Genomic DNA, 26,112 nt, shown 5'->3' with positions numbered 1-26,112 from the left:
GCTCGACGGCGGACTCGGCGCCGATATCCTCGTCGGCGGCAGCGGCAACGACCAGCTTGCTGGCGGCTTTGGCGCCGACACCGCCGAGGTCGCCGCCACCATGACCGAGCTGACGCTGACGCGCGCGGCCGACGGCTCGGCCACCCTGCTCGGCCCCACCGGCACCGATACCCTCGGCGCCGATGTCGAGCTGCTGGTCAGCACCGCCGATGGCGCCATCACCCTGGTGCAGACCTTCTCGGCGGCGCGCCAGTTCACCGACGGCAACGCCTTCGACGCGAGCTTCTATCTCGCCGAGAACCCGGACGTCGCCGCCGCCGTCGCCGCCGGCACCTTCGCCACCGCCCTGGACCACTTCCAGCAATGGGGCATCGCCGAGGGGCGCGCACCGCACGCGCTCTGGGACGGCGAGGACTACCTCGCCGACAACCCCGACGTCGCCGCCGCCGTCGCCGACGGCACCTTCGCCTCGGCCATCGAGCACTACTGGTCCTACGGCGCCGACGAGAACCGCGCGCCCGGCCCCTGGTTCGACACCGCCGCCTATCTCGCGGCCAACCCCGACGTCGCCGCAGCCGGGCTCGACGCCACCTCGCACTTCGTCCTCTGGGGCGCGGCCGAGGGACGACTCGGCACCGTTGCCGACACCGCGCTGCTGCTCGCCTGAGCCTGGTTCAACCGAGCAGGACCGCGCCGCCCAGCGCCATCAGCGCCAGCGCCGAGAGCAGGCGGATACGGCGCTGGGCAGACGCCGACAGCAGACGCCCGAGCCACACCACCAGCGCGACCAGCAGGCACCACCACAGCATCGAGCCGAGCAACACCCCGACGACCAGGGCCCAGGCCCCACTACTGGCAATGGTCGCCCCCGACTGACCGAAGGCGGCCAGGGCGACGACGAAGGCGAAGAGGGTCATCGGGTTGGTGAGGGTCAGGGCCAGGGCCGAGAGCAACGCCGAGCCGTGCCGCGGGGGCGCTGGAACCGCCGACGGCACGACTGCGACATCGACCAGCTGACGCATGCCCAGCAGTATCAACAGGAGGCCACCGGTCAGGCGCAGCCCGGCGGCATGAGCGGTGAGCAGCTCGGCAAGGGCGGTGGCGCCGAGGGCCACCAGCGCACCGTAGCAGGCATCGGCCAGGGCCGCACCCAGACCGGTCGCCAAGCCATTGCGTGCGCCGTGGGCCAGGGTACGGCTCATGCACAGCAGCCCCACCGGACCAGGGGGAGCAGCGATCGCCACGCCCAGCATCAGACCCGCGATCAACGGCTGCCAGGGCAGGAGCTCCATCGCCCTGGGCGGACTAATCCGCGCGCCGCCAGCGTCCGAGCACCCGGCGCGCCCACAGGCTGTCGGGGAGCAGTGCGAGATAGACGACGACGAGGATCAACAGCTGATACCACTGGCTGCTCAGCCATAGCGGGGTGATGCCCTCCTCGAGCCAACCCTCGGCGAGACGCTGCAGGTTGAAGAAGCAGAAATAGGCGAGGAAGGCGAGCGCCAGACGTCCGGTCGAACTCTGACGCGGCGAGACCGCCACCAGCGGGATCGCCAGCACCGCCAGGGTGAAGATCGCCAGCGGCGCGGCCAGACGGTGTTCGAACTCGACCCGATCGGCCAGGTCGGCGGCGACGCGCAGCTCCGAGGTCGGGACCGTCGAGCGCTTGCCGCGCGCGCGCGCGGCGCGCTCCTTGGCGCGGATACGGATCTCGTAGGCATCGAAGTCGCCGATCATGAAGGCGGCCTCTCCGGGGTTGCCGTCGAAGCGATGACCGCTGGTGAGGGTGACCAGATGGTCGCCGCTGCCCTCCTCGAGCCGGTGCACCCCGCCTTCGCTGACCACCATGCGGTTGGTGCCACCGCGCCGATCGAGCAGGAAGACGTCGCCGAGCGAGCGATGGCGGTCGATCGCGCCGATATAGACCACCACATCGCCCTCTTCCTCGACATAGAAGCGTCCCGGCTGCAGCCCGGCGATCTGCGCCGCCTGCTCCTTCTGCTGCATGCGGATGTCCTGGATGCCGGTGGCCGCCCAGGGTTGGAGCACCAGGGCGAACCAGGCGGTGAGCGCGGCGACCGGGACGGCGAGCAGCAGCAGCGCGCGATAGGTGCGCGAGGGACCGAGCCCGCAGGCGTGCATGGCGATCAGCTCGCTGTCGCGCGCCAGGCGGCTGAGGGTGACCAGCGCGGCGAGGAAGAAGGCCGGCGGCAACAGGCTGGAGGCATCGCGCACCAGCTGATAACCAAGGAAGCGGAACACCAGGGTCACGCTCAGCGCGCCGACGTTGACCTCCTCGAAGGTGCGCAGCAACAACATGCTGGCGACGATCAGCGCGAGCGTCAGCACGATGGCCAGGAAGACCTTGGTCACCTCCCGCAGCACATAGCGATCGACGATTCCGAGCATGGCGTTTCCGTTACCCGAGCGGTGTCATTCTGACACGCGCGGGCCGATCGCCGCCATCGGCGACCGACCCCGGTGATCGAGGAGGCGCTCAGGCCTTGCGCAGATAGCAGGCCTTGAGCATCAGGTTGCCGAGATCGGTCTTGCAGTCGACCTCGTGGTCGCCGTCGACCAGACGGATGTTCTTGATCTTGGTACCGACCTTCAACGGCGAGGAGCTGCCCTTGACCTTGAGGTCCTTGATCACCACCACGGTATCGCCGTCGGCGAGCAGGTTGCCGTTGGCGTCGCGCACCCCGGCCTCGGCCTGCTCCTCCGTCTCCTCCTCATGCATCGACCACTCGTGGGCGCAATCGGGGCAGATGTAGAGCATGCCGTCGGAATAGGTGTTCTCGCTCTCACACCGAGGGCAACGCGGGTAATCGGACATGGTGAATTCCTGAGTGGATCGATGGGAAGCCGAGCACGGTAGTGGGTCGGCGCGGCTTTGACAAGGGGATGACAGGACCCGCCGCGGGTGGCGGGCCCTGGCGCGCTCAGTCCTCGAGCGCCTTGGCCGCGACCTCGTAGACGTCGCGCGAGAGCGCCTCGGCGGCGAGCACGCGCTCGATCTCGGCGCGCATCAGCGCCTGGCGAGCGGCATCGAAGCGCCGCCAGCGCACCAGCGCGCGCATCAGCCGCGAGGCGACCTGGGGGTTGAGCGGATCGAGCTCGAGCACGCGATCGGCGAGGAAGCGATAACCGCTGCCGTCGGCGGCGTGGAAGCACACCGGGTTGGCGTTGCAGAAGGCGCCGATCAGGCTGCGCACACGATTGGGATTGCGCAGCGAGAAGTCGGGGTCGCGCATCAGCCGCTCGACCCGCGCCAGGGTATCGGGCCGTGGGCTGGTGGCCTGGACGCTGAACCACTTGTCGAGCACCAGCGGCTCGCCCGACCAGCGGGTGTGGAAACTGCTCAGCGCCTCCAGCCCGGCCTCGCCGCCATGGTCGACCAGCAGGCGCAGCGCGCTGATGCAGTCGGTCATGTTGCGTGCGGCCTCGAACTGGGCGATGCAGCGCGCCAGCCCCTCGGCGTCGCCGGCGGCGAGCAGATAGCCCAGGGCGCGGTTCTTCAGCGCCCGCGCACCGATCGCCTCGGGGGTGAGGCGATAGGGGCCGGTGTCGTCATGGGCGGCGTGGACCGCCAGCAACCGATCGCGCAACCGCGCGCCGATGGCCCGCTCCAGGGTACAACGGGCGCGATGGATACCGTCGACGTCGACCACCGCCAGCTGATCGCCGAGATAGGACTCGGCGGGCAGGGTCAGCACCTCGGCGAGCAGCGCCGGATCGCCGGTGCGATCGTCGAGCGCCTGGGCGAAAGCGGCGAAGAAGGACTCGGGGATCACCGCGGCGGGATCCTCCACCAGTCGCAGCAACAGACGCTGCATCAGCGTCTGGGCCGCATCCCAGCGGTTGAAGCCGTCGCCGTCATGGGCCATCAGGAACATCAACTCGGCATCGCTGTAGTCGAAGCGCAGCCGCACCGGGGCGCTGAATCCACGCAGCAGCGAGGGCACCGGCGGCTCGGGGACATCGACGAAGGTGAAGCACTGCTCGGCCTCGCGCAGCTCCAGCACCCGGGTGCCGGCGGGCGCCGCCCCGTCCTCGCCGTCGAGGCGCAGCGCCAGCTCGCGCCCCTCGGCATCGAGCAGCGCCAGGGCCAGCGGCAGGTGCAGCGGCGCCTTCTCCGGCTGCCCCGGGGTCGACGGGGTGTGTTGACGCACCCGCAGCCGATAGGTCGCCGATCCGGCGTCGTGATGACCCTCGACCTCGAGCTCCGGGGTGCCGGCCTGGCTGTACCAGCGACGGAACTGACCGAGATCGCAGCCACTGGCGTCCTCCATGCAGCGCACGAAGTCGTCGGTGGTCACCGCCTGACCGTCATGGCGCTCGAAATAGAGGTCGGTGGCGCGACGGAAACGCTCGGGACCGAGCAGTGCGGCCTGCATCCGCACCAGCTCGGCGCCCTTCTCGTAGACAGTGACGGTGTAGAAGTTGTTGATCTCGATATAGGACTCGGGGCGCACCGGATGAGCCATGGGGCTGGCGTCCTCGGCGAACTGGTGAGCGCGCAGCAGACGCACGTCGGCGATGCGCTTGACCCCGCGCGAGCCCATGTCGGCGGAGAACTCCTGGTCGCGATAGACGGTGAAGCCCTCCTTGAGACTGAGCTGGAACCAGTCGCGACAGGTGATGCGGTTGCCGGTCCAGTTGTGGAAGTACTCGTGGGCGATCACCCCCTCGATACCCTGGAAGTCCTGATCGGTGGCGGTGTCGGGGCGGGCGAGCACGTACTTGTCGTTGAAGACGTTGAGCCCCTTGTTCTCCATCGCGCCCATGTTGAAGTGGCTGACGGCGACGATCATGAAGATGTCGAGGTCGTACTCGCGCCCGTAGCGCTCCTCGTCCCAGCGCATCGACTGCTTGAGCGAGCGCATTGCGTGGTCGCACTTGTCGAGGTTGTGCGGCTCGACATAGATGCGCAGCGCCACCTCGCGCCCGGAGGCGGTGGTGAAGCGGTCCTCGACCGCGCGCAGGTCGCCGGCGATGAGCGCGAACAGATAGCAGGGCTTGGGGAAGGGATCGACCCAGCGCGCCAGCTGGCGACCGTCGTCGAGGGTGCGTTGTTCGGCGGGGTTGCCGTTGGCGAGCAGCACCGGATAGCGCTCGGTGTCGGCGATCAGCGTGGTGGTGAAACGCGCCATCACGTCGGGGCGATCGAGAAAATAGGTGATGCGGCGGAAGCCCTCGGCCTCGCACTGGGTGCAGAGCATGTCGCCGGACTGGTAGAGCCCCTCGAGCGCGGTGTTCTGGCTCGGGCTGATCGTCACCCGGGTGGTGAGGGTGAAGCGGTCGGGGACGCGGTGGATGGTCAGCGACTCAGGCTCGACCCGATACTCGGCCGGGGTCAGCGGCTGATCGTCGAGGGCCACCGACTCGAGTTCGAGCTGTTCGCCGTCGAGCCGCAGATCACCGTCGCCGCGGGTGGCGGCGGGATTGCGACGCAGCGCCAGACGCGCCTCGACCCGGGTCCGGTCGGCATCGAGTTCGAAACGCAGATCGACGGTATCGATCAGGAACTCGGGTGGACGGTAATCCTTGAGATGGACAGGGTGCGGGTTGTTACGATACATGATGATCCTGATGACGAGTCGACGAGACGACGGCGGGAGACCGCGCGCCTTGCTTCTGCTTGAAGCTTTCCGGCGGACCGGCGCGATTTCAACCGCCCGCGGCCTTCATCGACATGTTACTACCCGAGCCATCGACAGAGCGAAACCATGCCCCGAGTCACCCTCTACACCACCCAGACCTGTCCCTACTGCATCCGTGCCCGCCGGCTGCTCGAGCGCAAGGGCGTCGTCTACGAGGAGATCGACATCAACGACGACCCGGCACAGCGCGCGGTGATGATCGAGCGCAGCGGTCGCCACACGGTGCCGCAGATCTTCATCGGCGAGCGTCATATCGGCGGCTATGACGACATGGCCGAACTCGACGTCTGCGGCGACCTCGACCCGCTGCTCGCGGCATGAGCGCCGGCGACGCCCGGGCGCTCGACAGCCTGCGACTCGACAAGTGGCTGTGGGCGGCGCGCTTTTTCAAGACCCGCCAGCTTGCCGTCGAGGCGATCAACGGCGGCAAGGTCCATGTCGAGGGCCAGCGCGCCAAGCCCGGACGCACCATCCGTCCCGGCAACCGGCTGGAAATCCACAAGGGCACCCTGACCTGGGAGATCGAGGTCGTGGCGATCGATCGTCAACGTCGTGGCGCGACCGAGGCCGCCACCCTCTATGTCGAGGACGAGGCCAGCCGGCTGCGCCGTCAGGCGCTGGTGCACGAACGGCGCGAGCGCGGCGAGATTCACGACCGGCGCGGACGCCCCACCAAGCGCGACCGACGGCAGATCCACCGCTTCACCGACCCGTCCCACGGGCAGGAGTGAACAACGCTTGGACGAGGAGCCCGGCGAGGTGCGAGAGGCAGCGCGCGAGTGCGCCTTCGCGCTGGCGCTGCTGAACGCGCACGACTGCAGTCATGCCGAGCGCTACTGCATCGGCGAGCGCAGCGGCGTGCGCTGTGGTGCCGAGTCGCCCTGGCGGCGCTGTCGCGCGTTGCGGCTGCTGCTGCGCGAGCGCGCGCGCTTCGCGCTCGCCACCCCGGGCACCCGCGAGCGGCTGTCACACGCCCAGAGCCTGCGGCTGCAGCTCGGCGGGCTGCGCGGCATCGCCACCGCGCTGGCACCCGACGCCTCGACCCGGGCGATCCGTGACGTCCATGCCCTGCTGGTCGAGGCACGCGCACGCTACGGCAGCCTCGAGGCACTGCCCTTCGAGCACATCGTCCGCCGGATCAGCGCCTATCGCGGTCGTCGCCGCGAGCAGCGCTGAGGCGGCGCGCGCTCAACCCTCGGCGGGTGGCTGATAGTGCGGATCCCTGGGGTTGAGGAAGATGAAGTGGAACTGGCCCGGTTCCAGCTCGACATAGTCCATGGTCGCCTCATCGAGCAACGGCACGTGCTCGGGCGCCATGCAGACCTCGATCCCCTCGGTCTGGAAGCGGATATCCTCCTCGCCGACCTCGTCGAAACCCATGCGGTAGTCGATCCCGCCATCGGGCCCTTGGTGCGCGGCGAGCCGCAGCGCCAGCCCCTCGGTCCCGCCCTGTCTGGCCGCCTCGAGCACCTGTCGGGCGGCCGCCGTGGTGAGTCTGAACATCTCATCCCCTTGGTCTTCAGTCGTGTTCCCTGACACCGCGCCGCAGCACCTCACGGGCTAGGGCCCGCCGAGACTGCGGGCGACCTGTCGCAGGAAGCGCCCGGTCCAGCCGCTGCCGCCGACGTCGCGCAGATGACTGTAGCAGGCGAGCAGCCGTTGCTGTACCACGCCGTCGTGCCGACCGTCGATGCCGCTGCCGCGCACCACCTCGAAGCCATAGCGCCAGCCCGGGTCGGGCGCGATCAACGCCGAGTGATGGAACTCGTGCGCGGCCAGCTCGCGACCCGCCCCGCCACCGGGCCAGGGATGATCCCCGGTCTCGCGCAGCCGCACCAGCCCCCGCCCCTGCGGGCGCGGGTGCATCATCACCTCGGCGGCGAGCGCGCCGACCATGGCGCGGCGCTCGCCGCGCCAATGCAGCCCGGCGCAGAGATACATCAGCCCGCCGCACTCGGCATAGACGGGTCGGCCTGCGGCGACGAACTCGGCGATCTGGGCGCGCAGCGTACGATTGGCCTCCAGCTCGGCCATCCGCAGCTCGGGGAAGCCGCCGCCGATGAACAGCGCATCGACCGCCGGCAGCTCGGCATCGACCAGTGGACTGAAAGGGACCAGCTCGGCACCGGCGCGGGCGAGCGCGCGCAGGTCGTCGGGGTAGTAGAACCCGAACACCGCATCGCGGGCGATGCCGATACGCAGCCCGGCGCCGTGCGGCGCCACCGCCGGCTCGGGCGGCGGCGCGGGCGGCACCGGGGCCGACTCGGCGAGCGCCAGCAACTGATCGAGATCGAGCTGCTCGGCGACCCGGCGCGCCAGGGTGTCGATGGTCGACTCGGCGCTCGCCGTCTCGATGCTCGGCATCAGCCCGAGATGGCGCTCGTCGATGGCGAGCGCGGCGTCGCGCTCGATCACCCCGAGCACCGGCAGGTCGGTGTAGTGCTCGACGGCGCGCACCAGACCGGCGGCGTGACGCGCCGAGCCGACCCGGTTGAGCACCACCCCGGCGAGCCGCAGCCCGGGGTCGAAGGTCTGGTAGCCGAGCAGCAGGGGCGCGATGCCGCGCCCCATGCCCTGACAGTTGACCACCAGCACCACCGGCGCGGCGAGCGCCCGGGCGAGCGCGGCGTTGCTGTTGGCACCGTCGAGCGCGGTGTCGTCGAACAGCCCCATGTTGCCCTCGATCAGCGCCACATCGGCCCCGGCGCACTCGCGCCCGAAGGCCGCAAGGATCTCGGCGCGATCCATGGTGTTGAAGTCGAGGTTGAGACAGAGGCGCCCGGCGGCCTGGCTCAGCCACAGCGGGTCGATATAGTCGGGTCCCTTCTTGAACGGCTGTACCGCCAGGCCACGCCCGCGCAAGGCGCGACACAGACCGATGGCGAGCGTGGTCTTGCCCGAGGACTTCTGCGGCGCGGAGAGATAGAGGTGGGCCATTCGGGATCGCGGATCAAGGTCCGCGTCGCCGACTCGGCAGCGACGCGGACGCGGGTGGGTCAGGCGGCCTTGGCGACCGGCTGCTCGATGGTCTCCTCGTCGATCGGCAACACCTCGTCGGCGAGCGACTCGGGGAGGAACTGCAGCACCCGCACCCCGACGGCGGTGATCAGCAGCGCCAGCCCCACCCCGCCGAACCCGAGCAGCAGCTCCGGCAGGGTCGGGTGATAGGGCGCCGGCTGGCCACCGACACCGTCGAGAAAACCGGACTCGAGGATGGTCTTGCCGGGGAAGAGCTGCAACGGATAGGCCTGGCTGGCGATGATCACCACCGCGAGCGCGGCCAGACCGCCGAGGATCACCAGCACGCAGGCGGCGGCGACCCAGGGTGCCTCGGCGCCGCGTACCGGGTGGTAGAGGATGCCGAGCGGCACCAGCGAGCCGAGCAGGATCCAGCCGACCCAGAAGAGGAAGGTGTAGACCCCGCCGCCGAACAGCAGCCAGCCCTCGAACCCCTGGTCCTTGGCACCATAGGCGCTGGTGAGGTGATAGACCAGGGTGAAATAGAGCACGGCGAGCACGAACACCGCTAGCAGGTTCTTCAGTCGGCGCAGCATCCGCGCGCCGATCGGACGCCGGTCCTCGGCGAAGCCGAACATCAACACCAGCACGAACAGCGCCAGCCCGTAGGCGAAGGACATGGCCACGAACATCGGGCCGAGGATCGCCGCGTCATAGGCCTGACGCGCCACCAGGAAGCCGAAGATGGAGCCGGTGCCGGTGGTCAGCGCCAGACGCCAGACCAGCGCGAAGATCCCGACCGGACGGATGAAGGGGTCGCCCTTGCGGTCGGCCATGCTCCACAGATAGGCGATCACGATCGCCATGAAGCCGGTGTAGAGGAAGATGTTCCAGGCGAAGATCGACTTGAAGTTGTAGGTGGTGAGCGCGACCACCAGGCGTTCCGGGCGTCCCAGGTCGAGCACCAGCACCATCAGTCCGCCGGCGAGCAGGGCCATCGCCAGCAGCCCCGAGAGCCGTCCCAGGGGTTTGTAGATCGGCTTGCGGAAGACGCTGCCGATCGAGGCGATGTTGAGCGCCCCGGACGAGGCGATGATGAGGAACACCGCGAACACGTGCGGCGTGCCCCAGACCACCGCGTTGTTCATCCCGGTGACCCAGTGTCCCTCGTGCTCCATGTAGGCGAAGGCGAGCAGCCCGGCCCCCACCATCAGGGCGAGCACGCCGAGGATGCCCCAGTAGCGCGCCGGGGCGAGACGCCATTCGCGATAGACGATTCGCTTCATGCTCAGACTCTCCCGCCGGGATCAGACGCCGGCATAGCGCACCCCGGTATTGAGCGCCAGGTCCTCGCGGATCTGGCGGGTCGGCTCGCTGGCGAGGAACCGACTGATGGCGCTGTCCGGGTCGGCCAGGTCGCCGAACAGGATGGCGCCGTGTCCGGTCTCGGCGCAGGCCTCGGCACAGGCCGTCGAGGGGATGCCGAAGTCGCGCCGGTGGACGCAGAGATTGCAGCTCTCGACACAGCCCTTGCCACGCGGCACGTGACTGAGCTGATCGCTCAGCGCCTCGTGGATGAAGCTGCGCGCCTTGTAGGGGCAGGCCATCATGCAGTAGCGACAACCGATGCAGGTGTGACGGTCGACCATGACGATGCCATCGGCGCGCTTGAAGGAGGCGCCGGTGGGACAGACGTCGACACAGGGCGGATGCTCGCAGTGCTGGCACATCAGCGGCAGATTGGTCTCGCGCCCGGTCTGGTCGTCGCGCAGCCGGACCTTGCGGACCCACACCGCGCGCTGCGCCGCCCAATCGGCGGGCGTCGCCCCCTCGGGCGGGCGCTGCAGGTCGAGCCCGTTCTCATGGGCGCAGGCATCGACACAGGCCGTACAGCCCGCGGCACACTTGGCCGTGTCGATCGCCAGCCCCCAGCGCACCCGGCCGTCGGCCGGGTTGTCACGCGGGGTGGTCTCGAGCGCGCGCACCACCACCGCCGGCGCGGCCAGCGCCGCCCCGGCGCCGGCCGCCGCCCCGAGCAGCCGACGCCGCTCCCGATCGATCTCCGCTCGTTGTTCGCTCATGGTTGTCCCGCTCCCTGACCGTGGTGCGCCTCGCCCACGGCGCGCCGCGCGGCCTCGGCCATGGGCCCGGCCATGGGGCCACGCGGTACCGCCGCATGGCAATCGAAGCAGTTGAGATCGACCGCGGCATAGGCATGACAGGCGCCGCAGAACTGGTCGGCGCGGTTGATCGGCACGGCCTGTCCCCGGACATCGTGACCGATGTGGCACTCGACACAGCCGGCGAGGCTGTACTTGCTGGTGCGGATACCGCTGTGCACGGTGCGATCGCGCTGGTGCTTGATGAACTCCATGTGCTGGCGACGCATCAGCTCGGTGGGCTCGACACAGGCACCGAGCCCGGCCGCCTCGGAGCCGGGCACCACATAGTTGCGGGCGCTGGCCGAGGGCGCCACCGCGAGGACGGCGAGCATCCACAGCAGGGCCACGGCGAGCGTCCGGGTGGTTGATACAGCATTGACCATCGGCGCCTCTCCCTCGGGACTATTCGCCCAGTCCCATCTTGATGTAGCCGGTCGGACAGACGTCGGCGCAGATGTGACAGCCGATACAGCGACTGTAATCGGTGTCGACATAGCGTCCGGTGGTGCGCGCGGCCTTGTCGACCCGGAACACCGCGTCCTGCGGACAGAAGATGACGCAGTTGTCGCACTCGAAGCACATCCCGCAGCTCATGCAGCGCTTGGCCTCGTCGATCGCCTGCGCCTCGCTCAACCCGGCAACCCGCTCGGCGAAGTGAGCGAGCACCTGCTCGGCGCTCGGCACCTGCTCCTGACGGAGGTTGCGGGCATGGTGGTTGAAGTGACCGAGATAGAGCTCCTCATGGGGGATGACCTCGGCCCCGGAGCGGTCCTCGTAGTTGTGCACCGCATAGTCCGCCGCCGAGGTGCCGCGCAGGTCGCCGGCCTCGCCGACGACGAAGGGCTGCGGCGCGCGCTCGACCTCGGCGAGCTTGTCGAGCAGGTTGAAGTGATGGACGTCGACCTTGGGGCGGCGCCGCTGCTCGACCTGACCGAGATAGGCGTCGATCGACTCGACCGCGACCCAGGCCTGACCGATGGCGGTGGTGAGCAGGTGGGGACGGATGATGTCGCCGGCGACGAAGTGTCCCGGACGGCCCGGCACCTGATGGAACTTGTCGGCGTCGATCAGCCCGCGACCGTTGTCGAGGGTCTCGAGGCCGGAGAGATCACCGCCCTGGCCGATCGCCGAGACGATCAGATCGGCCTCGAGCACCCGCTCGGTGCCCTCGACCGCCACCGGCCGCCCCTCCTCCATGCGGCAGTCGGCGACCCGCAGCCCGGTGGCGCGCCCTTCGGCGTTCTTGAGCACCTCGAGCGGCATCACCCCATCGAGGATGGTCACGCCCTCGCGGGTGGCATCGGTGACCTCGTGCTCGGCGGCGGTCATCTGCTCGCGCGAGAACAGCGAGGTCAGGGTCACCTCGGCGCCCTCGGCGGCGGCCGCGCCGGCGGTGTCGTGGGCGAGATAGCCGTCGTGGATCACCGTCTCGGGGAGGTCGCGCTTGGCGTGCTCGGGCAGGTGGCCGAGACGACGCGCCACCGAGACCACGTCGATCGAGGTGTCGCCGCCACCGACGCAGACCACCTTGGCGGCGGTGACCTTCATCCGCCCCTCGTTGAAGGCCTTGAGGAAGGCGACGCCGGAGACACAGTTGGGCGTGCCCTCCCAACCCGGTACCGGCAGCCCGCGCCCGCTCTGACAGCCGAGCGCCCAGAGCACGGCGTCGTAGTCGCGCTCGAGTTCGGCGACGGCGAGATCGCGCCCGACCCGGGTATTGAGCCGCACCTCGACCTGGCCGAGGTCGAGGATGCGCTGGATCTCGGCATCGAGCCGGTCGCGCGGCACCCGATAGCCGGGGATGCCGAAGCGGAACATGCCGCCGAGCGCGCTGTTGGCCTCGAAGATGGTGCAGGCGTGCCCCCGGCGCCGCAGCTGATAGGCGGCGGCCAGCCCCGCCGGACCACCGCCAACGATCGCCACCCGCTTGCCGGTGTCCGGCGGCGGCGGGGCGAAGCGGTAGCCGTTGTCGATGGCCGAGTCGCCGATGAACTGCTCGACGGCGTTGATGCCGACGAAGTCCTCCAGCGCGTTGCGGTTGCAACCGTCCTGACAGGGTGCGGGACAGACCCGGCCCATCATCGCCGGGAAGGGGTTGGCATCGGTCGAGCGGCGAAAGGCGTACTCGCGCCAGTCCATGTCCGCCGGCGGTTGCTCGAGCCCGCGCACGATCTGCAGCCAGCCGCGGATGTCCTCGCCCGAGGGGCAACTGCCCTGACAGGGCGGGGTCTTGTGGACATAGGTCGGACACTTGTGGGAGCTGTCCTCCATGAAGATCTTGTCGGTCAGATCCTCCCAGACGTTGGCCCCGTCCTCGAAGCGGCGCCAGGAAGGCTTGGTCTTCATCTCGTCGCTGGAAGTCGCCATAGGGTTCTCTCTCTAGTGACCGAATTGCCCCCGGATGACCGACCCGGGTGTCTTGTCGCGCGCGTCCCGTCGCCGGCCCGGGATCAGGCCGCCGCGGGCGCGTCCTCCTCGTCGTCGTCCTCGCCGCCCTCCAGCACGATCGCGTTGGAGACGAGCTGGTGGAGACTGACGATCTGATCCATCTCCATGCCGTAGTAGGGCAGCACCTTGGTGAACTGGCTCTTGCAGATGGCGCAGATCGCCGCCATGTGCGTCACCCCCTTCTCCTGCATCACGTTGTTGAGCGCATCGAGCCGGGGCTTGGCCCCCTTCACCCGCAGCTCGATGAGGTCGTCGGTGAGCAGCCCGCCGCCACCGCCGCAACAGAAGGTGCGGTCGCGGATGGTGTCCTCGTCCATGTCGTAGAAGTGATTGCAGGTGGCGCGGATGATCGCGCGCGGGATCTCGAACTGGCCGCCGGGGACCTCGCCCATGCGCGAGGCGCGGGCGACGTTGCAGCTGTCGTGGAAGGTGATGACCTTGTCGTCGTTCTCGGACTTGTCGAAGGTCAGCCGCCCCTGCTCGATCAGGTCGTGGGTGAACTCGCAGATGTGCTGCGGCACCGGATAGCGCGGGTCGAGGAAGTCCCAGGGCCCGGCGAGGGTGTTGAGGAAGCTGTAGGCCACCCGCCAGGCGTGGCCACACTCGCCGAAGACGATGCGCTTGACCTTGAGCGCGATGGCCGCCTCGCGAATGCGCTGGGCGACCCGGCGCATGTTGTCGTAGGAGCCGATGAACATGCCGAAGTTGGCCGCCTCGGAGGCGTGCGAACTCAGCGTCCAGGACACCCCGGCGGCATGGAAGACCTTGCCGTAGCCGATCAGCCCGTCGACGTGCGGCTCGGCGAAGAAGTCGGCCGAGGGGGTGACCAGCAGGATCTCGGCGCCCTCCTCGTCGATCGGGTAGCGCACCTTGACGCCGGTCTCGTCGAAGACGTCCTCCTCGAGACCCTCGAGGGTATCGACCAGCGCCGGGCCGGGCAGGCCGAGGTTGTTGCCGATCTTGTAGACCTTGCCGATGATCTCGTTGCAGTACTTCTGCCCCACCCCGATGCTGTCCATGATCTCGCGCGCGGCCATCGAGATCTCGGCGGTATCGATGCCATAGGGACAGAACACCGAGCAGCGCCGACACTGCGAGCACTGGTGGAAATAGCTGTACCAGTCGTCGAGCACCTCCTTGGTGAAGTCCTCGGCGCCGACGAGCTTGGGGAAGAACCGACCGCCGAGGGTGAAGTAGCGCCGATAGACCTTGCGCATCAGGTCCTGGCGGCCCACCGGCATGTTCTTCGGGTCCTGGGTGCCGAGGAAGTAGTGACACTTGTCGGTACAGGCCCCGCACTTGACGCAGGAGTCGAGATAGACGCGCAGCGAGCGATACTTGCCGAGCAGCTCGCCCATCTTGTCGATCGCCCGCGTCTGCCAGTCCTCGACCAGCTCGCCGGGGAAGCCGAGCGGCGCCTGGAACTCGGCCTTGGAGACGAAGGGGGCGCTGTGAGCCATGGCCTCCGGGGTAACCGCGGGCACCTCGGTGTAGGGGGTCAGCTCGGGGACGTCGAATGTTGCCTTGGCCATGGCTCAACCTCGCGGATCGGACGACGCGGCGGGCGCCTGCTGCTCGAGTTCTCGCGCCCAGGGCGCGAGGTGGCGACGCTCGCGCGGATCGTCGACCTGGTTGCGCGTCGGGCTGAAGAACAGACCCGGGGCATGGAGCAGCTTGCTGTAGGGGAAGACGATCATCAGCAGCGCCACCAGCAGCAGGTGCAGCAACAGCAGCGGATCGGCCGGCAGCGGCTGGGGATCGAGGGCGTAGAGACCGAGGAAGAAGCTCTTGATGGCGACCACGTCGGTGTGGAAGACGAACTTCATCAGCAGCCCGCTCGCGCCGATCAGCACCAGCAGGGCGAGCATCAGATGATCGGAGGTCGAGGAGATATAGCGCACCCGATCGACCAGGAAGCGACGCGCCCACAACCCGATCAGCCCGATGACCATGGCGATCCCGCCATAGATGCCGAAGGGCTGGACCAGGGCGATCGGCGCCCACACCGGCTCGATGAAATAACGCAGGTGACGCAGGGTGACCAGGAACAGTCCGAAGTGGAAGATCCAGCCGAAGATCCAGGTCCATTTGTTGCCGCGGAACAGGCTCTCGAACAGCACCACCTCGCGGGTCATGCGTAGCGCCACGCCGCTGCGGCTGGTCGGCGCCGGGGTGGTGGGGATCTTCAGCGGGGCCGGGGTGCGGGCATAGCGCACCACCTTGACGACCAGGCCGGAGACCAGCACGAAGGCGGCGACATAGAACAGGACGGCGTAGAAATGGGTCAGGAACGCCATACTTCCGCTCCCTTTAGGGTGATCTCTCTGCGGTTGCCGGAGAGACGTCGCCGGTCGCCCGACGCCGTCCGTCGACGCCGGGGCGGGCGCACCCGCCCCGGACATCGGACTCAGACGCAGCCGGTCGGCTTGGGCAGCCCGGCGAAGCGGCAGGCCTGCTTGGCCGGCCCGTAGGGGAAGAGGCTGTAGAGATACTTGCTGTTGCCCTTCTCCTTGCCGAGCTTCTTACCCACGGCCTTGGTCAGCACGCGCACCGCGGGAGCGATCTGGTACTCCTCGTAGTACTCGCGCAGGAAGTTGATGATGTCCCAGTGTTCCTCGCTCAACTCCAGGTTGTCCTGCTTGGCCATCACGTCGGCCACCGCGGGCACCCAGTCGTTGAGGTCGGCCAGGTAGCCCTCCTCGTCCACGGCCAGTTGTTTGCCGTCAACTTCGATGGTGTCGGACATGGTGATGTCTCCTTCTTCGGTGCGTGAATTGAGTTACAACCAGGCCTGGACCTTGTCGTGCTCCGCGGCGAGATCCACGAAGCCGGCGTAGTCCACGACGCCGATTCCCTCGATGATGCGATCCTCGGACAATCCGCGCGCCTTGAGGTCGGGCCCGAGCACGTAGAGCCTGAGTCTGCCGAGTGCCTCGCGAACCCGTGACTCCGCGCCGGTCCCGGCGAGGGCCGCGTAGACGCCGTCCTCGAACAGCAGGACGGCCGCGCCATCGCTGGCGAATTGCACACAGGATTCTAGCGAATTGCGCTCGAACGGTGACTTGTTGACGGTATGCAGGATGCTCATGCGTCCCCCTTGCCGGAGACGCCCGCAACGGCCGCCCCCGCGATACATGGATACGACGACGGGGCCGGTCTCCCCCCGGCGACCGGCGCCGACTCAGAAGCTGAAGACCACATCGGCCTCGTCCATCAGCGCCCGCGCCCGGGTGCGGTCGACCACCTCGACGATGTTGTCGACCTCCTCCTCGGTCTCCGGATCCTCCCAGGCGATCTCGACCAGATCCTCGCGGGTGAGACCGCGCGCGGCGAGCGACTCACCGTCGACATAGATCCGCCCGACCTCGTAGTCGCCGAGGGTGCGGAAGGTGGGCGAGAAGTTCTTCATGCCGATCTCGCGGGGATCCTGGCCCTTGACCAGTTGATAGACCCCGTCGTCGAGGAACATCACCCCGACGTCCTGATCGAAGGCGGCGCCGATCAGCACCACCTCGAGCGCCTCCCAGGCGTAGATGGTGCCGTAGGGGGCCTTGCGGTTGAGATAGAGGAATTGTTTCACGGTTTCAGACATCGTCTCCTCCCCCTAGTCGCCGAAGACCACCAGCCGGTCGGCGGCGATCGCCGCCTCGACCAGCTGCCCGAGACCCGAGATGCGGAACCTGGGGTGGATGTTGGTGGCATCCTTGCCGTTGCGCTTGGCCTCGCCCTCGTCGACGATGCCGCGACGCTGCGCCGCGGCCACGCACACCACCAGATCGAGGTCGTGCTGCTCGGCGAGCTCGGCCCAGCGGTTGACGATATGGCGGTCGTCCTGCGGCGGGGTGGTCAAGCGCGTCGCGTTGTTGACACCGTCGTGATAGAAGAACACGCGGAAGATCTCGTGTCCCTTCTCCAATGCCGCCCGGGCGAAGTGATAGGCCGAGTCGGCGGCCTGGTGCTGATAGGGTCCTTCGTTGATCTGTAGAGCGAACTTCATGACGTCCTCGCTCGGAGTGGATGGGGCCGCACGGCCTCAGAAACGGATGTAGGAGGAGCTGTTGAAGCTCGCCCGCGAGCCGCGCCAGGTATCGATGTGATACTTGGTGAAGGGTAGCTCGACCTCCTCGAAGAAGCGCGGCCAGCCGATGCGCTCGATCCACTCGTTGATCCGCTCCCAGTCGCGCGCGCCCTCCTTGTAGGCCTTGAGGATACGCTTGACGATGGCCGTGGCCTCGGGCCAGCGCGGCGGGTTGTTGGGGATGCCGGCGGCGACCAGTTTCTGGAAGCTCGGCTTGCTGCGCGCGTTGGAGTGGCTGCCGCCGACCCAGATGGCGAGCTTGGTGTGCTCGGCGTCGTTGATCTGCATCGGCGGACAGGGCGGATAGCAGGCGCCGCAGCAGATGCACTTGCGCTCGTCGACCTCCAGCGAGGGCTTGCCGTTGACCATCGCCGGGCGGATCGCCGCCACCGGACAGCGGGCCACCACCGAGGGGCGCTCGCAGACGTTGGCCACCAGGTCGTGATTGATCTTCGGCGGCTTGGTGTGCTGGACGTTGATCGCGATATCGCCCTGACCGCCGCAGTTGATCTGGCAGCAGGAGGTGGTGATGTGCACCCGGTTGGGCATGTTGGTGTTGCGGAACTCCTCGACCAGCTCGTCCATCATCGCCTTGACCACGCCCGAGGCGTCGGTGCCGGGGATGTCGCAGTGCAGCCAGCCCTGGGTGTGGGAGATCATGGTCACCGAGTTCTGGGTGCCGCCGACGATGAAGCCGGCGTCCTCCAGGGCCTCGATCAGCGGCGTGACCTTGGACTCGTCGGTCACCAGGTACTCGATGTTCGAGCGCAGGGTGAAGTGCACGTGACCCTCGGCGAAGGTGTCGCCGATGTCGCACAGCTTGCGCAGGGTGAAGACGTCGAGGATGCGCTGGGTGCCGGCCTTGACCGTCCACACCCGATCACCGTTGTAGGCCACGTGCAGCAGCACGCCGGGACGCGGGTGCTCGTGGTACTTCCACTGCCCGAAGTTCTTGCGCATCACCGGATGCATGTACTGCCAGGGATCCGGGCATCCGGATTCGATCGGCTCGCGCATGTCGGCCATTGCCTTGTCCTCCAGTTGTCTCAGTCAGCCATCGCTCGTGCGCGACCCGGCACGGGCCGCGACCTCGCCGCTCAGCCCGCCGCCTCGGCCTGACGCTCGAACCAGGCCTCGGCGGCCTGATCCCAGCCGTCCATGCGCACATAGGAGCTCTGACGCGGATGGTTGAGCATGTTGGGATCGGGCTCGATACCGATGCCCTCGAGGAAGTTGGCCAGACCGATGCGCTCGATCATCTCGCCGCAGCGCTCGTGCTCGAGCCCGTTCTCGGCCCAGAAGTCGATGATGGTCTCGGCCAGCTCGACCAGCGACGCGTAATCCTCCTCGGTGTCGAGCTTCTTGAAGGGCACGATCACGGTGCCCATCAGGTCACCGATCTTGAGGGTACGCTTGCCGCCGACGAGGATGGTCACGCCGCGATCGTCGCCGGGGTGCAGCGCCTTGGGCATGACGTTGAGACAGTGCATGCAGCGCACGCAGTCGCGGTTGTCGACGGCGAGGGTATCGTCGTCGTTGAGCGAGAGCGCCTGGGTCGGACAGCGGGTGATGACGTTGTCGATGTAGTACTGCCGGCCCTTCTCTGCGACATAACGGCGGACCTCGTCCTGGTCGACCTTCATGTCGTCGCGCCAGGTGCCGATCACCGCGAAGTCGGAGCGCTCGATGGCGTTCTGACAGTCGTTGGCGCAGCCCGAGATCTTGAACTTGAACTTGTAGGGCAAGGCCGGACGATGCACGTCGTCGGTGAAGTTGTTGACCAGCAGCCGGTGCGCCTTGAGCTCGTTGGTGCAGGACATCTCGCAGCGCGCCGCGCCGATGCAGGACATCGCGGTGCGCACGCAGGGACCGGCGCCGCCGAGGTCCCAGCCGTAGTCGTTGATCTCGTCGAAGAAGTGCTGGGTGTTCTCGGTGCTCGAGCCGATGAACATGATGTTGCCGGTCTGACCGTGGAAGGTGACCAGCCCCGAGCCCCACTTCTCCCAGCTGTCGGCGAGCTGGCGCAGCATCGCGGTGGAGTAATGGTTGCCCGCCGGCGGCTGTACCCGCAGGGTATGGAATTCCTTGGAGCTGGGGAACGCCTTGCCGACCTCGGAGAAGCGCGGAATGATGCCGCCGCCATAGCCGTAGACCGAGACGGTGCCGCCCTTCCAGTACCCCTTGCGGGTCTCGTAGGAGTGCTCGAGTTGACCGAGCAGGTCATTGGCCATGGCGTTGATGCGGTTTTCCGGGTGCTGATCGCGCAACCGCTTGATCCCGGAGATGAAGCTCGGCCAGGGCCCGCTCTCGAGCTGATCGAGCATCGGGGTGGAGTGCTTATCGATGGACATTGCGCTGTCTCTCCTACGCTGTGAACCAGGAAAGTGGCGTGCGTGCGAGATCGAACCGGTCCCCCTCAAGGCCGCTGCGAGCGGCGGCTCGATGCATCGCGTCGCGTCTGTGGCGAGGATGGGCCCTCGGAACCGAGACCCTGTCGATCTCGGGAACTCCATCGTCTGAGCATCACTGTACCGGGCGCTCGCGTGGCCGCACACTCCACGATCGGGGTGGATGCGGGGCCTCCGTCTATCCCTTTCGGGATAGGTCCCCACCGTTCGTCCCAACGCACTCGACACGACGGCTGCATGCAATCCCCACAGCTGTTAGGCTCGGATAAAGATTGAATAATATAAGAACTTACTGATAAAAAAACCTCATGTCCAATCCCTTCTCGCTGACGGATGAGTCGACCTACCAGCGCTGGCGCGCGGTGAGGCTCGCGCGCCCGGCGCCGAGCGCGGCACGCCTGCGGGTACGGGTACAGCAGCCGGCGGCGCCCAGCCGCGCCGAACTCGCGGCCATCGGCGCACGGATCGCCAGCGACGGCATGGCGCTGGTCAGCTGCGCACCCGAGCAGCTCGGGGCCGAATCGCTGCTGGCGCTCGGGCGCGCGCTCGGGCTGCGCCGCACCGAGGCCAACCACTTCGCCGACGCCAGGGCGGTGAGCCGGATCACCCCGACCGACGGCCCGGGGGATGGACGCGGCGACTACATTCCTTATACCGAGCGGGCACTGAACTGGCACACCGACGGTTATTACAACCCGCCCGGGCAGCAGGTACGGGCCTGGATGCTGTTCTGCCTCCACCCCGCACGGGAGGGTGGCGAGAACCAGCTGCTCGATCCCGAGATCGCCTATATCCGGCTGCGCGACGCCTCGCCAGACCACATCGCCGCGCTGATGCACCCCGAGGCGCTCGCCATCCCCGCCCACGTGATCGACGGGCGGGTGCAGCGCGCCGAGAGCCGGGGACCGGTGTTCTCGATCCAGCAAGGTCGGCTGCACATGCGTTACTCGGCACGTCGCCGCAACGTGTGCTGGCGCGACACCCCGGAGACCGCCGCCGCCCGCGCCGCGCTCGACGAGTTGTTTTCGCGCGAGACTGTCTTCACATTCACCCACAGAATGGCCGCTGGCGAGGGACTGATCAGCAACAATGTGCTGCACAACAGAATGGCCTTCGCACCCGCCGCTCAAGAAGGGCGGGCACGTGAATTGTTGCGGATCCGTTACACCGACCGGGTCAACCCCGATTTGTGGACGGTATAATCGTATCGCCCTCGCCTGTCGTCGCGGGTACGAGACACGGTCACGCCCCGGTCGATCCCGCAAGCGGGGTCCGCCGCCCCCGCAACGACCGGTACGCCAGGCACAGTCTCCAGCAGACGCCCCACACCACGATTAGAAGGAACGGTTGCGTCAACCCATGCTCAAGCTCAGTGACATCCTCATCGCCAACCAGGACCTAGAATCGTTCGACGAACTCCTGCCCCTGGTCCAGACCGTCGCACGCACCGGAGAACGCTTCTTCCGCATGGACGTCCGCCCCCCCTACCCCGACACACCGGATGATTGGGAAGACCGCCTCGAAGCCGCCTTCAACGGCCTCATCCGTTAGCCGCAGGCCAGCCCCATGAAGCATCTCGATCTATTCGCCGAGCACCTGATCGACACCGCCGCCGACTCAGTGATCGGTCATGGCGCCGAACAAACGGCGTTGCAGGCGCATCTGCAGGCGCTCACCGAACGGCTTGCCGAGCTCGAACAGAGCAACGCGCCATGCGACGTGCTGGCCGACGCGCAACTCCAGATGGCCCGCGCCCTGGTCGGTCTGGGTCGCAGCGACGAGGCCTGGTCGCTCGCCCGCACAGTCTTCGACACCTTCATCGAGCACGACCAGTTCGAACTCGCCGCCGATGCCTGCGACATCCTCTTCCAGTGCAACCGCCCCGAATCACTCACCGCCCTCGGCCAGGGCATCTGGCTGGCGGTCACCTGCCCGATCGACCCCGAACTCACCACCGAACTGCTCACCCATGTCATCGAGGAGACCCCGGATGACGCCGATGGCGCCGCGGTCGCCGCAACCACCGCGCTGTTCCTCGCCGACGTACGCGCCGCCGGACACCAGCGCGAGGACCTGATGTTCTTCGCCACCCAGATGCTCGGCACCGTGGCCCGACGCCACAGCGGCGTCGACAGCCCGGAGCAGCTCGATCAGTGGATGGAGCGGCTGGAACTCAAGGAACCGGAGAAGTTCCTGGTGCGACTGCGCAACGTCGTCGACGTGCTGGTCCAGGACGACTGGTGGTTCGACCGCCAGGCGCTGCAGGACCGCCTACCCTTCGGACGCTGACACCATGTACTGGCAAGAACCCGAGCAGGAAGACGACTTCAGGGTCCCGGCAGACGTTGTCGAACTGGTCTTCGCGATCGACTGCCGGGCGCTCCCGGTCGATCATGCCGATGCCCTGCATCGCGCACTGATCGTCGCCCAGCCCTGGCTGGCGGAGACCGCCGGACTCGGCATCCACAGCATCCACGGCGCCGGCTCGCAGAACGGCTGGGAGCGCCCGCCGCACGGCACCGACACCTGCCTGCAGCTCTCGCGCCGCACCAAGCTGCGGCTGCGCGTCCCGCAACACCTGTCCGACTCGCTGCTGGCGACACTGCCGGGCAGCCGCATCGAGGTCGCCGGTCATCCGCTCACCATCGGGCAGGGACGCATCCGATCGCTCGATCCCAACCCCACGCAGCTCGCCCGTCATGTCGTCTGCAGCGCCGAGGAGGACGAGAACGCCTTCCTCGAACGCGCCGCCGAGACGCTCGCCCGGATCGAGGTCGGGATGCGCAAGGCGCTGTGCGGTCGCGCCCTCACGCTCGCCACCGCCGACGGCCCCCTTCACACCCGCAGCCTGCTGCTGGCAAATCTGCCGGCCGACGAGTCGATCCGGCTCCAGCAGCACGGGCTCGGATCGCACCGCCATCTCGGTTGCGGGCTGTTCATCGCACACAAGGGCATCGACCCGGTCCGTCCGGGCTGAACACTCGACCGCGCAGAAACACCAGATATCCGAACCGGCGCACCTGGCGCCGGTGATCATCGAGCCAGCAGTAGGGAGGAGTATGCAATGGCCATCGAGGTCAACGGCAAGACCATCGCCACCACCGCCAATGGCTATCTGGAGAACGCAACCGACTGGAGCGAGGCCGTCGCCGAGGCGCTCGCCGCCGAGGAGTCGGTCGAGCTGAGCGAACGCCACTGGGACGTGATCCGCTACCTGCGCGAGGAATACTTCGACAACGGCCAGAACCAGCCGATGGAGCGCGCGGTGCTCAAGGCGATGGCACAACGCTGGGGCAGCAAGCCGACGAGCAAGGATCTCTATCAGCTCTTCCCGCTCGCCCCGACCAAGCAGGGCACCCGCATCGCCGGGCTCCCCGAGGTCAGGCGCAAGGGGGGTTATTGAACCCGCAGCGACAGGCCGACGTCAGCCGCGCCGCGCGCGCCACCACAACGCCAACCCGGTGAGCCCGAGGATGTAACCGAGCCCGCCGAGCAGATCGCGCAGCCGGACGCGCGCCTGCTCGGCGGCCAGCTCCTCGCGCAGCGGACGCAGCTGACGCGCCACCGCCTGCTCGATCGCGGCGAGCAGCGCCGGATCAGCCACCGGCGTCGGCGCGACCGTCTGGGTCGCGGCTTGAAGGGGCTGAGCGGGCACGAACTCGGCAGCATCGATCCGCCACTCGGCGCGATGACCGTCGGCGGTCCGGGCCACCAGTCGATAGTCGGCCGCTCGCGCCACCGTCTGCGCAAAGCGCCCTTCGGCATCACTCACCAACGCCAGCGACACCTCTCCCCCCGACAGCTCGATCGGCACGCCGACGGCAGGAGCCCCGCCGGAGAAGTAGACCGAGCCACTGATCCGCATCCCCTCGACGCCTGCGAACAGATTGAGCCGATGCGCCCAGGCCGGCTGCCAGCACAGCATCAGCAGTGCCAGCAGCAGCACCCGCGGCTCACTCGGGCGCACGCGCCCGCACCCAGATCAGGGCACCGAGCTCGACCGGCACCGCCTCGCCCTCGGGGTTGGTCATCGGCTGCTCGCCGGGGAGCAGCGCGGCGAAGCCCCACCACCCCGGGAAGGGCATGACATAGCTGAACACCCCGTCGCCGTCGGCCCGCACCACCTGGGTGAGGAAGGCCGGCGCCGGGGCCTCGATGCTGCCGTCGTTGCGCCACTCCACCTCGACCTCGGCGAAGGGCACCGGCTCGCCGGCGCGGCGCACCACGCCCTGGAACAGGTTACCGGTCCAGAGCCCGTAGGGACGGGTCAAGGGCTCGATCTCGACCGGCAAACCGAGCAGCCGCTCCCAGCCGTCCTGGGCGTCGAAGGCATCGACCACCACCTTGGTGTAGTGGACGATCATCACCCCCTCGGCCGGTTCCCAATAAGGGGCGGGCTCGACCATGAAGAGATGATCGCCCGGCCCCTTCACCCGATAGTCGGCGCGATAGCCACGCACCCCATCGGGGTGCTCGACCACCTCGAGCCGATCGCCGAGATCCTCGCGCCCCTGTGGACCGAGCACCTCGAAACGCACCGGTGGCGCCATGTCCATCCGCGGCCCGCCGGCCATCGGGTGGGTGAACTCGAGTTCGAGCGAGAGTTCGGGGCCGGTCGCGGCATCGAGGATCTCGTGCGAGGGGATCAGGGTCTGGAAATGGGCCTGTGCCACCAGCCAGGGACAGAGCAACAGCGAGGCGCCGAGCAGACGCGTCTGGGTCTTGAGCATGCATCCATTCATGTGCGATCTCCGGTTCTCGGACAAGGAAGGGGCGCAACCGTACAGCGTCACCCCCTTTCAGAAAACGCGACGCGGAGCGTCGAGGTGGACGACCGCGCCGGGGCAGCGACCGTCCACCCCGCACCCGGTCAGGGCATGTGCTCGAAACCGATCTTGCCATCGGCGGCGCGCTTGGCGTCGGTGGGCTTGAGCAGCAGCGGCACCAGTACGACCAGGGTCACCACCAGGAGGACGATCTCCAGCGCATAGACCATGTCATAGCCGACCGCCGGCCCCATCAGCTCGGCCCCGAAGACACCGTGTGCGGCCATCGCGGCGAAGATGTCCTGCAGGCTGCCGCCGAGCGCGACGGCGATACCGGTGGCCGTGGCCTGTACCGCGCCCCAGGCGCCCAGCGCCAGACCACTGTGTCCGCCTTCGGACATCGCCATCGCGGCCACCAGGGTCCCGATCAGGAACAACCCCGAGCCGAAACCGATCATCCCGGCGCCGGTCCGATAGAGCCAGGGCAGATCGAGCGCCGAGGAGGTGATCACCGCGGCGAAGGCAAACACCCCGAACAACGCGCCGATGGTCGCGATCCGATAGGGCACGGTACCACGCCCGAGCAGCCGCGCCGCGAGACCAAAGGCCAGCAGGGTGCCGGCGGAGAGGATCGCGGTCAGCATGGTGGTCTGCGATACGCTCAGCCCCAGCACCTTGCCGCCATAGGGCTCGAGGAGGATGTCCTGCATGGTGAAGGCGGCGGTGCCGAGACCGACGGCCACCAGCAGGCGACTGGCCCGACCGCCGGAGACGAATTGCTTCCACGAGTCGGCAAAGGGCGGGCGTTCGATCTTCGCCGCGGCGCGCTCCGGATCAACCGCCTCCTGCTTCCACAGTGCGATCACGTTGAGCACCAGGGTCGCAACCGCCGCCCCCTGGATCAACTGGATCAGCAACTGCTGCGAGAAGTTGGTCAGCAACTGACCGAACAGCAGCGCGCTACCGCCCATCCCCAGCAGCAGGGTCACATAAAGCAGCGCCACCACGCGCGGGCGCTTGTCCTCGGGCGCGAGGTCGGTGGCCAGCGCGAGCCCGGCGGTCTGCACCGTGTGCAGGCCCGCACCCACCAACAGGAAGGCCAGGGCACCGCCGATCTGACCCATGACATTGAGACTGTTCTCGGCGTCGGCGAGTAGCAGCAGTGCGAACGGCATGATCGCGAAACCACCGAACTGCAGCATGGTCCCCATCCACATATAGGGGATACGGCGTAGCCCGAAGGCGGAGTGATGATAGTCCGAGCGGTATCCGATCAGCGCGCGCAGCGGTGCGAACACCAGCGGGAGGGCCACCATGGTCGCCACCAGCCAGGTCGAGACGCCGAGTTCGACGACCATCACCCGGTTGAGGGTACCGGTGAGCAGGACCATCGCCATGCCCACGGACACCTGGAACAACGACAGGCGCAGCAGGCGGCGCAGCGGAAGATCCGCCGTCGCCACATCGGCGAAGGGCAGGATCTTGGGCAGCAACTCGCGGAACGCGGCTGCCAAAGGATCATCAGGGCGACTCATGCCAGAATCAGCTCCAAACAGGGGTTGATACAGAGAAACGCGCGGCTCGGCGCAGAAGCGTCATCGCCTCTCCCCCGCTCACCACGCGAAGATG

Annotated in this window: 29 protein-coding genes and 1 pseudogene; 9 read left to right on the top strand and 21 right to left on the bottom strand. The window is 68.0% G+C overall.

Features of this window, described 5'->3' with window-relative positions; all coding sequences use genetic code 11:
* A pseudogene (locus EDC29_RS17295) lies at window positions 1–667 on the top strand (hypothetical protein); the annotation flags it as partial.
* A 7-nt stretch (window positions 668–674) separates the two neighbouring features.
* Here the strand turns inward: EDC29_RS17295 and EDC29_RS10890 are convergent.
* The 4 genes from EDC29_RS10890 to pepN form a co-directional block, all read right to left on the bottom strand.
* On the bottom strand, window positions 675–1,253 hold the full coding sequence (locus EDC29_RS10890; RefSeq protein ID WP_223806047.1) for a LysE family transporter: 579 nt from the start codon (window positions 1,251–1,253) through the stop codon (window positions 675–677).
* A 52-nt stretch (window positions 1,254–1,305) separates the two neighbouring features.
* Complete coding sequence (gene lptF, locus EDC29_RS10885) at window positions 1,306–2,409, bottom strand: LPS export ABC transporter permease LptF (protein ID WP_123140643.1); 1,104 nt, start codon at window positions 2,407–2,409, stop codon at window positions 1,306–1,308.
* 88 nt (window positions 2,410–2,497) lie between these two features.
* Window positions 2,498–2,836: a zinc ribbon domain-containing protein YjdM gene (locus EDC29_RS10880; protein ID WP_005223319.1), complete on the bottom strand. Its 339-nt coding sequence runs from the start codon at window positions 2,834–2,836 to the stop codon at window positions 2,498–2,500.
* A gap of 106 nt (window positions 2,837–2,942) precedes the next feature.
* A complete protein-coding gene (gene pepN, locus EDC29_RS10875; protein WP_132229808.1) occupies window positions 2,943–5,582 on the bottom strand; it encodes an aminopeptidase N in 2,640 nt (879 codons plus the stop codon).
* Between the two features lie 147 nt (window positions 5,583–5,729).
* On the opposite strand from pepN, the gene grxC reads away from it, so the two are divergent.
* Genes grxC through EDC29_RS10860 form a run of 3 tightly spaced genes read left to right on the top strand, consistent with a single transcriptional unit; the run spans window position 5,730 to window position 6,839 of the window.
* Window positions 5,730–5,984 (top strand): glutaredoxin 3, encoded by a 255-nt coding sequence (gene grxC, locus EDC29_RS10870; RefSeq protein WP_123140641.1) that lies wholly within the window; start codon window positions 5,730–5,732, stop codon window positions 5,982–5,984.
* Window positions 5,981–6,394 (top strand): RNA-binding S4 domain-containing protein, encoded by a 414-nt coding sequence (locus EDC29_RS10865; RefSeq protein WP_132229806.1) that lies wholly within the window; start codon window positions 5,981–5,983, stop codon window positions 6,392–6,394. Before grxC ends, EDC29_RS10865 begins: the two co-directional genes overlap by 4 nt.
* 7 nt (window positions 6,395–6,401) lie before the next feature.
* Entirely contained in the window at window positions 6,402–6,839 is a 438-nt protein-coding gene (locus EDC29_RS10860) for a hypothetical protein (RefSeq protein ID WP_123140639.1), read from the top strand.
* Window positions 6,840–6,851: 12 nt separating this feature from the next.
* On the opposite strand, the gene EDC29_RS10855 is transcribed toward EDC29_RS10860, so the two are convergent.
* From EDC29_RS10855 to dsrA, 14 genes are all read right to left on the bottom strand, one after another.
* Entirely contained in the window at window positions 6,852–7,166 is a 315-nt protein-coding gene (locus EDC29_RS10855) for a HesB/IscA family protein (protein ID WP_123140638.1), read from the bottom strand.
* Window positions 7,167–7,223: 57 nt separating this feature from the next.
* Entirely contained in the window at window positions 7,224–8,600 is a 1,377-nt protein-coding gene (locus EDC29_RS10850; RefSeq protein WP_123140637.1) for a cobyrinic acid a,c-diamide synthase CobB, read from the bottom strand.
* 59 nt (window positions 8,601–8,659) lie between these two features.
* Entirely contained in the window at window positions 8,660–9,907 is a 1,248-nt protein-coding gene (gene nrfD / locus EDC29_RS10845; RefSeq protein ID WP_062277718.1) for an NrfD/PsrC family molybdoenzyme membrane anchor subunit, read from the bottom strand.
* 21 nt (window positions 9,908–9,928) lie between these two features.
* Complete coding sequence (gene dsrO, locus EDC29_RS10840) at window positions 9,929–10,702, bottom strand: sulfate reduction electron transfer complex DsrMKJOP subunit DsrO (RefSeq protein WP_005223303.1); 774 nt, start codon at window positions 10,700–10,702, stop codon at window positions 9,929–9,931.
* Entirely contained in the window at window positions 10,699–11,166 is a 468-nt protein-coding gene (locus EDC29_RS10835; protein ID WP_005223301.1) for a hypothetical protein, read from the bottom strand. The genes dsrO and EDC29_RS10835 overlap by 4 nt, the downstream gene beginning before the upstream one ends.
* 19 nt (window positions 11,167–11,185) lie before the next feature.
* Window positions 11,186–13,150 (bottom strand): NAD(P)-binding protein, encoded by a 1,965-nt coding sequence (locus EDC29_RS10830; protein WP_123140636.1) that lies wholly within the window; start codon window positions 13,148–13,150, stop codon window positions 11,186–11,188.
* 83 nt (window positions 13,151–13,233) lie between these two features.
* Window positions 13,234–14,763 (bottom strand): sulfate reduction electron transfer complex DsrMKJOP subunit DsrK, encoded by a 1,530-nt coding sequence (gene dsrK, locus EDC29_RS10825; RefSeq protein WP_123140635.1) that lies wholly within the window; start codon window positions 14,761–14,763, stop codon window positions 13,234–13,236.
* Between the two features lie 3 nt (window positions 14,764–14,766).
* Complete coding sequence (locus tag EDC29_RS10820) at window positions 14,767–15,528, bottom strand: respiratory nitrate reductase subunit gamma (RefSeq protein ID WP_123140634.1); 762 nt, start codon at window positions 15,526–15,528, stop codon at window positions 14,767–14,769.
* 110 nt (window positions 15,529–15,638) lie between these two features.
* Window positions 15,639–15,977: a TusE/DsrC/DsvC family sulfur relay protein gene (locus EDC29_RS10815; RefSeq protein ID WP_005223295.1), complete on the bottom strand. Its 339-nt coding sequence runs from the start codon at window positions 15,975–15,977 to the stop codon at window positions 15,639–15,641.
* Between the two features lie 33 nt (window positions 15,978–16,010).
* Window positions 16,011–16,319, bottom strand: a complete 309-nt coding sequence (tusB, locus tag EDC29_RS10810) for a sulfurtransferase complex subunit TusB (protein ID WP_005223294.1) — start codon at window positions 16,317–16,319, stop codon at window positions 16,011–16,013.
* A 93-nt stretch (window positions 16,320–16,412) separates the two neighbouring features.
* Window positions 16,413–16,823, bottom strand: a complete 411-nt coding sequence (gene tusC, locus EDC29_RS10805) for a sulfurtransferase complex subunit TusC (RefSeq protein ID WP_123140633.1) — start codon at window positions 16,821–16,823, stop codon at window positions 16,413–16,415.
* 12 nt (window positions 16,824–16,835) lie between these two features.
* The gene (tusD, locus tag EDC29_RS10800; protein ID WP_062277694.1) at window positions 16,836–17,228 is read right to left on the bottom strand and encodes a sulfurtransferase complex subunit TusD; all 393 of its coding nucleotides are present in this window, start codon (window positions 17,226–17,228) and stop codon (window positions 16,836–16,838) included.
* Window positions 17,229–17,264: 36 nt separating this feature from the next.
* Complete coding sequence (gene dsrB, locus EDC29_RS10795; RefSeq protein ID WP_005223288.1) at window positions 17,265–18,335, bottom strand: dissimilatory-type sulfite reductase subunit beta; 1,071 nt, start codon at window positions 18,333–18,335, stop codon at window positions 17,265–17,267.
* A 71-nt stretch (window positions 18,336–18,406) separates the two neighbouring features.
* Window positions 18,407–19,660, bottom strand: a complete 1,254-nt coding sequence (dsrA, locus tag EDC29_RS10790; protein WP_123140632.1) for a dissimilatory-type sulfite reductase subunit alpha — start codon at window positions 19,658–19,660, stop codon at window positions 18,407–18,409.
* A 365-nt stretch (window positions 19,661–20,025) separates the two neighbouring features.
* On the opposite strand from dsrA, the gene EDC29_RS10785 reads away from it, so the two are divergent.
* From EDC29_RS10785 to EDC29_RS10765, 5 genes are all read left to right on the top strand, one after another.
* Entirely contained in the window at window positions 20,026–20,919 is an 894-nt protein-coding gene (locus EDC29_RS10785) for a TauD/TfdA family dioxygenase (RefSeq protein ID WP_123140631.1), read from the top strand.
* Between the two features lie 157 nt (window positions 20,920–21,076).
* Window positions 21,077–21,268: a hypothetical protein gene (locus tag EDC29_RS10780; RefSeq protein WP_062277686.1), complete on the top strand. Its 192-nt coding sequence runs from the start codon at window positions 21,077–21,079 to the stop codon at window positions 21,266–21,268.
* Window positions 21,269–21,283: 15 nt separating this feature from the next.
* Window positions 21,284–22,006, top strand: a complete 723-nt coding sequence (locus EDC29_RS10775) for a hypothetical protein (RefSeq protein WP_062277683.1) — start codon at window positions 21,284–21,286, stop codon at window positions 22,004–22,006.
* 4 nt (window positions 22,007–22,010) lie between these two features.
* Window positions 22,011–22,694, top strand: a complete 684-nt coding sequence (cas6, locus tag EDC29_RS10770) for a type I-MYXAN CRISPR-associated protein Cas6/Cmx6 (protein WP_123140630.1) — start codon at window positions 22,011–22,013, stop codon at window positions 22,692–22,694.
* Window positions 22,695–22,781: 87 nt separating this feature from the next.
* A complete protein-coding gene (locus tag EDC29_RS10765) occupies window positions 22,782–23,120 on the top strand; it encodes a TusE/DsrC/DsvC family sulfur relay protein (protein ID WP_123140629.1) in 339 nt (112 codons plus the stop codon).
* A 21-nt stretch (window positions 23,121–23,141) separates the two neighbouring features.
* Here the strand turns inward: EDC29_RS10765 and EDC29_RS10760 are convergent, their stop codons facing one another.
* The 3 genes from EDC29_RS10760 to EDC29_RS10750 form a co-directional block, all read right to left on the bottom strand.
* Window positions 23,142–23,684, bottom strand: coding sequence for a carboxypeptidase-like regulatory domain-containing protein (locus EDC29_RS10760; RefSeq protein WP_123140628.1), 543 nt, complete (start codon window positions 23,682–23,684; stop codon window positions 23,142–23,144).
* Window positions 23,671–24,459, bottom strand: a complete 789-nt coding sequence (locus tag EDC29_RS10755; RefSeq protein WP_369957844.1) for a DUF4198 domain-containing protein — start codon at window positions 24,457–24,459, stop codon at window positions 23,671–23,673. The genes EDC29_RS10760 and EDC29_RS10755 overlap by 14 nt, the downstream gene beginning before the upstream one ends.
* A gap of 128 nt (window positions 24,460–24,587) precedes the next feature.
* Window positions 24,588–26,018, bottom strand: a complete 1,431-nt coding sequence (locus EDC29_RS10750; RefSeq protein ID WP_123142122.1) for a BCD family MFS transporter — start codon at window positions 26,016–26,018, stop codon at window positions 24,588–24,590.
* Window positions 26,019–26,112 lie beyond the last annotated feature (94 nt).

Source organism: Marichromatium gracile (genome assembly GCF_004343155.1).
Lineage (GTDB): Bacteria > Pseudomonadota > Gammaproteobacteria > Chromatiales > Chromatiaceae > Marichromatium > Marichromatium gracile.
The sequence above is the reverse complement of the archived record's forward strand: the minus strand, read 5'-3'. Positions and strand labels throughout refer to the sequence as shown.

Coding starts and splice junctions, on each gene's coding strand:
- EDC29_RS10880 (WP_005223319.1), bottom strand. CDS start 2,836: ATGTCCGATTACCCGCGTTGCCCTCGGTGTGAGAGCGAGAACACCTAT.
- EDC29_RS10755 (WP_369957844.1), bottom strand. CDS start 24,459: ATGAATGGATGCATGCTCAAGACCCAGACGCGTCTGCTCGGCGCCTCG.
- EDC29_RS10865 (WP_132229806.1), top strand. CDS start 5,981: ATGAGCGCCGGCGACGCCCGGGCGCTCGACAGCCTGCGACTCGACAAG.
- EDC29_RS10775 (WP_062277683.1), top strand. CDS start 21,284: ATGAAGCATCTCGATCTATTCGCCGAGCACCTGATCGACACCGCCGCC.
- tusD (WP_062277694.1), bottom strand. CDS start 17,228: ATGAAGTTCGCTCTACAGATCAACGAAGGACCCTATCAGCACCAGGCC.
- cas6 (WP_123140630.1), top strand. CDS start 22,011: ATGTACTGGCAAGAACCCGAGCAGGAAGACGACTTCAGGGTCCCGGCA.
- dsrA (WP_123140632.1), bottom strand. CDS start 19,660: ATGTCCATCGATAAGCACTCCACCCCGATGCTCGATCAGCTCGAGAGC.
- EDC29_RS10820 (WP_123140634.1), bottom strand. CDS start 15,528: ATGGCGTTCCTGACCCATTTCTACGCCGTCCTGTTCTATGTCGCCGCC.
- dsrO (WP_005223303.1), bottom strand. CDS start 10,702: ATGAGCGAACAACGAGCGGAGATCGATCGGGAGCGGCGTCGGCTGCTC.
- EDC29_RS10850 (WP_123140637.1), bottom strand. CDS start 8,600: ATGGCCCACCTCTATCTCTCCGCGCCGCAGAAGTCCTCGGGCAAGACC.
- dsrK (WP_123140635.1), bottom strand. CDS start 14,763: ATGGCCAAGGCAACATTCGACGTCCCCGAGCTGACCCCCTACACCGAG.
- tusB (WP_005223294.1), bottom strand. CDS start 16,319: ATGAGCATCCTGCATACCGTCAACAAGTCACCGTTCGAGCGCAATTCG.
- tusC (WP_123140633.1), bottom strand. CDS start 16,823: ATGTCTGAAACCGTGAAACAATTCCTCTATCTCAACCGCAAGGCCCCC.
- EDC29_RS10890 (WP_223806047.1), bottom strand. CDS start 1,253: ATGCTGGGCGTGGCGATCGCTGCTCCCCCTGGTCCGGTGGGGCTGCTG.
- EDC29_RS10780 (WP_062277686.1), top strand. CDS start 21,077: ATGCTCAAGCTCAGTGACATCCTCATCGCCAACCAGGACCTAGAATCG.
- EDC29_RS10785 (WP_123140631.1), top strand. CDS start 20,026: ATGTCCAATCCCTTCTCGCTGACGGATGAGTCGACCTACCAGCGCTGG.
- pepN (WP_132229808.1), bottom strand. CDS start 5,582: ATGTATCGTAACAACCCGCACCCTGTCCATCTCAAGGATTACCGTCCA.
- EDC29_RS10830 (WP_123140636.1), bottom strand. CDS start 13,150: ATGGCGACTTCCAGCGACGAGATGAAGACCAAGCCTTCCTGGCGCCGC.
- nrfD (WP_062277718.1), bottom strand. CDS start 9,907: ATGAAGCGAATCGTCTATCGCGAATGGCGTCTCGCCCCGGCGCGCTAC.
- EDC29_RS10855 (WP_123140638.1), bottom strand. CDS start 7,166: ATGTTCAGACTCACCACGGCGGCCGCCCGACAGGTGCTCGAGGCGGCC.
- EDC29_RS10815 (WP_005223295.1), bottom strand. CDS start 15,977: ATGTCCGACACCATCGAAGTTGACGGCAAACAACTGGCCGTGGACGAG.
- dsrB (WP_005223288.1), bottom strand. CDS start 18,335: ATGGCCGACATGCGCGAGCCGATCGAATCCGGATGCCCGGATCCCTGG.
- lptF (WP_123140643.1), bottom strand. CDS start 2,409: ATGCTCGGAATCGTCGATCGCTATGTGCTGCGGGAGGTGACCAAGGTC.
- grxC (WP_123140641.1), top strand. CDS start 5,730: ATGCCCCGAGTCACCCTCTACACCACCCAGACCTGTCCCTACTGCATC.
- EDC29_RS10835 (WP_005223301.1), bottom strand. CDS start 11,166: ATGGTCAATGCTGTATCAACCACCCGGACGCTCGCCGTGGCCCTGCTG.
- EDC29_RS10765 (WP_123140629.1), top strand. CDS start 22,782: ATGGCCATCGAGGTCAACGGCAAGACCATCGCCACCACCGCCAATGGC.
- EDC29_RS10750 (WP_123142122.1), bottom strand. CDS start 26,018: ATGAGTCGCCCTGATGATCCTTTGGCAGCCGCGTTCCGCGAGTTGCTG.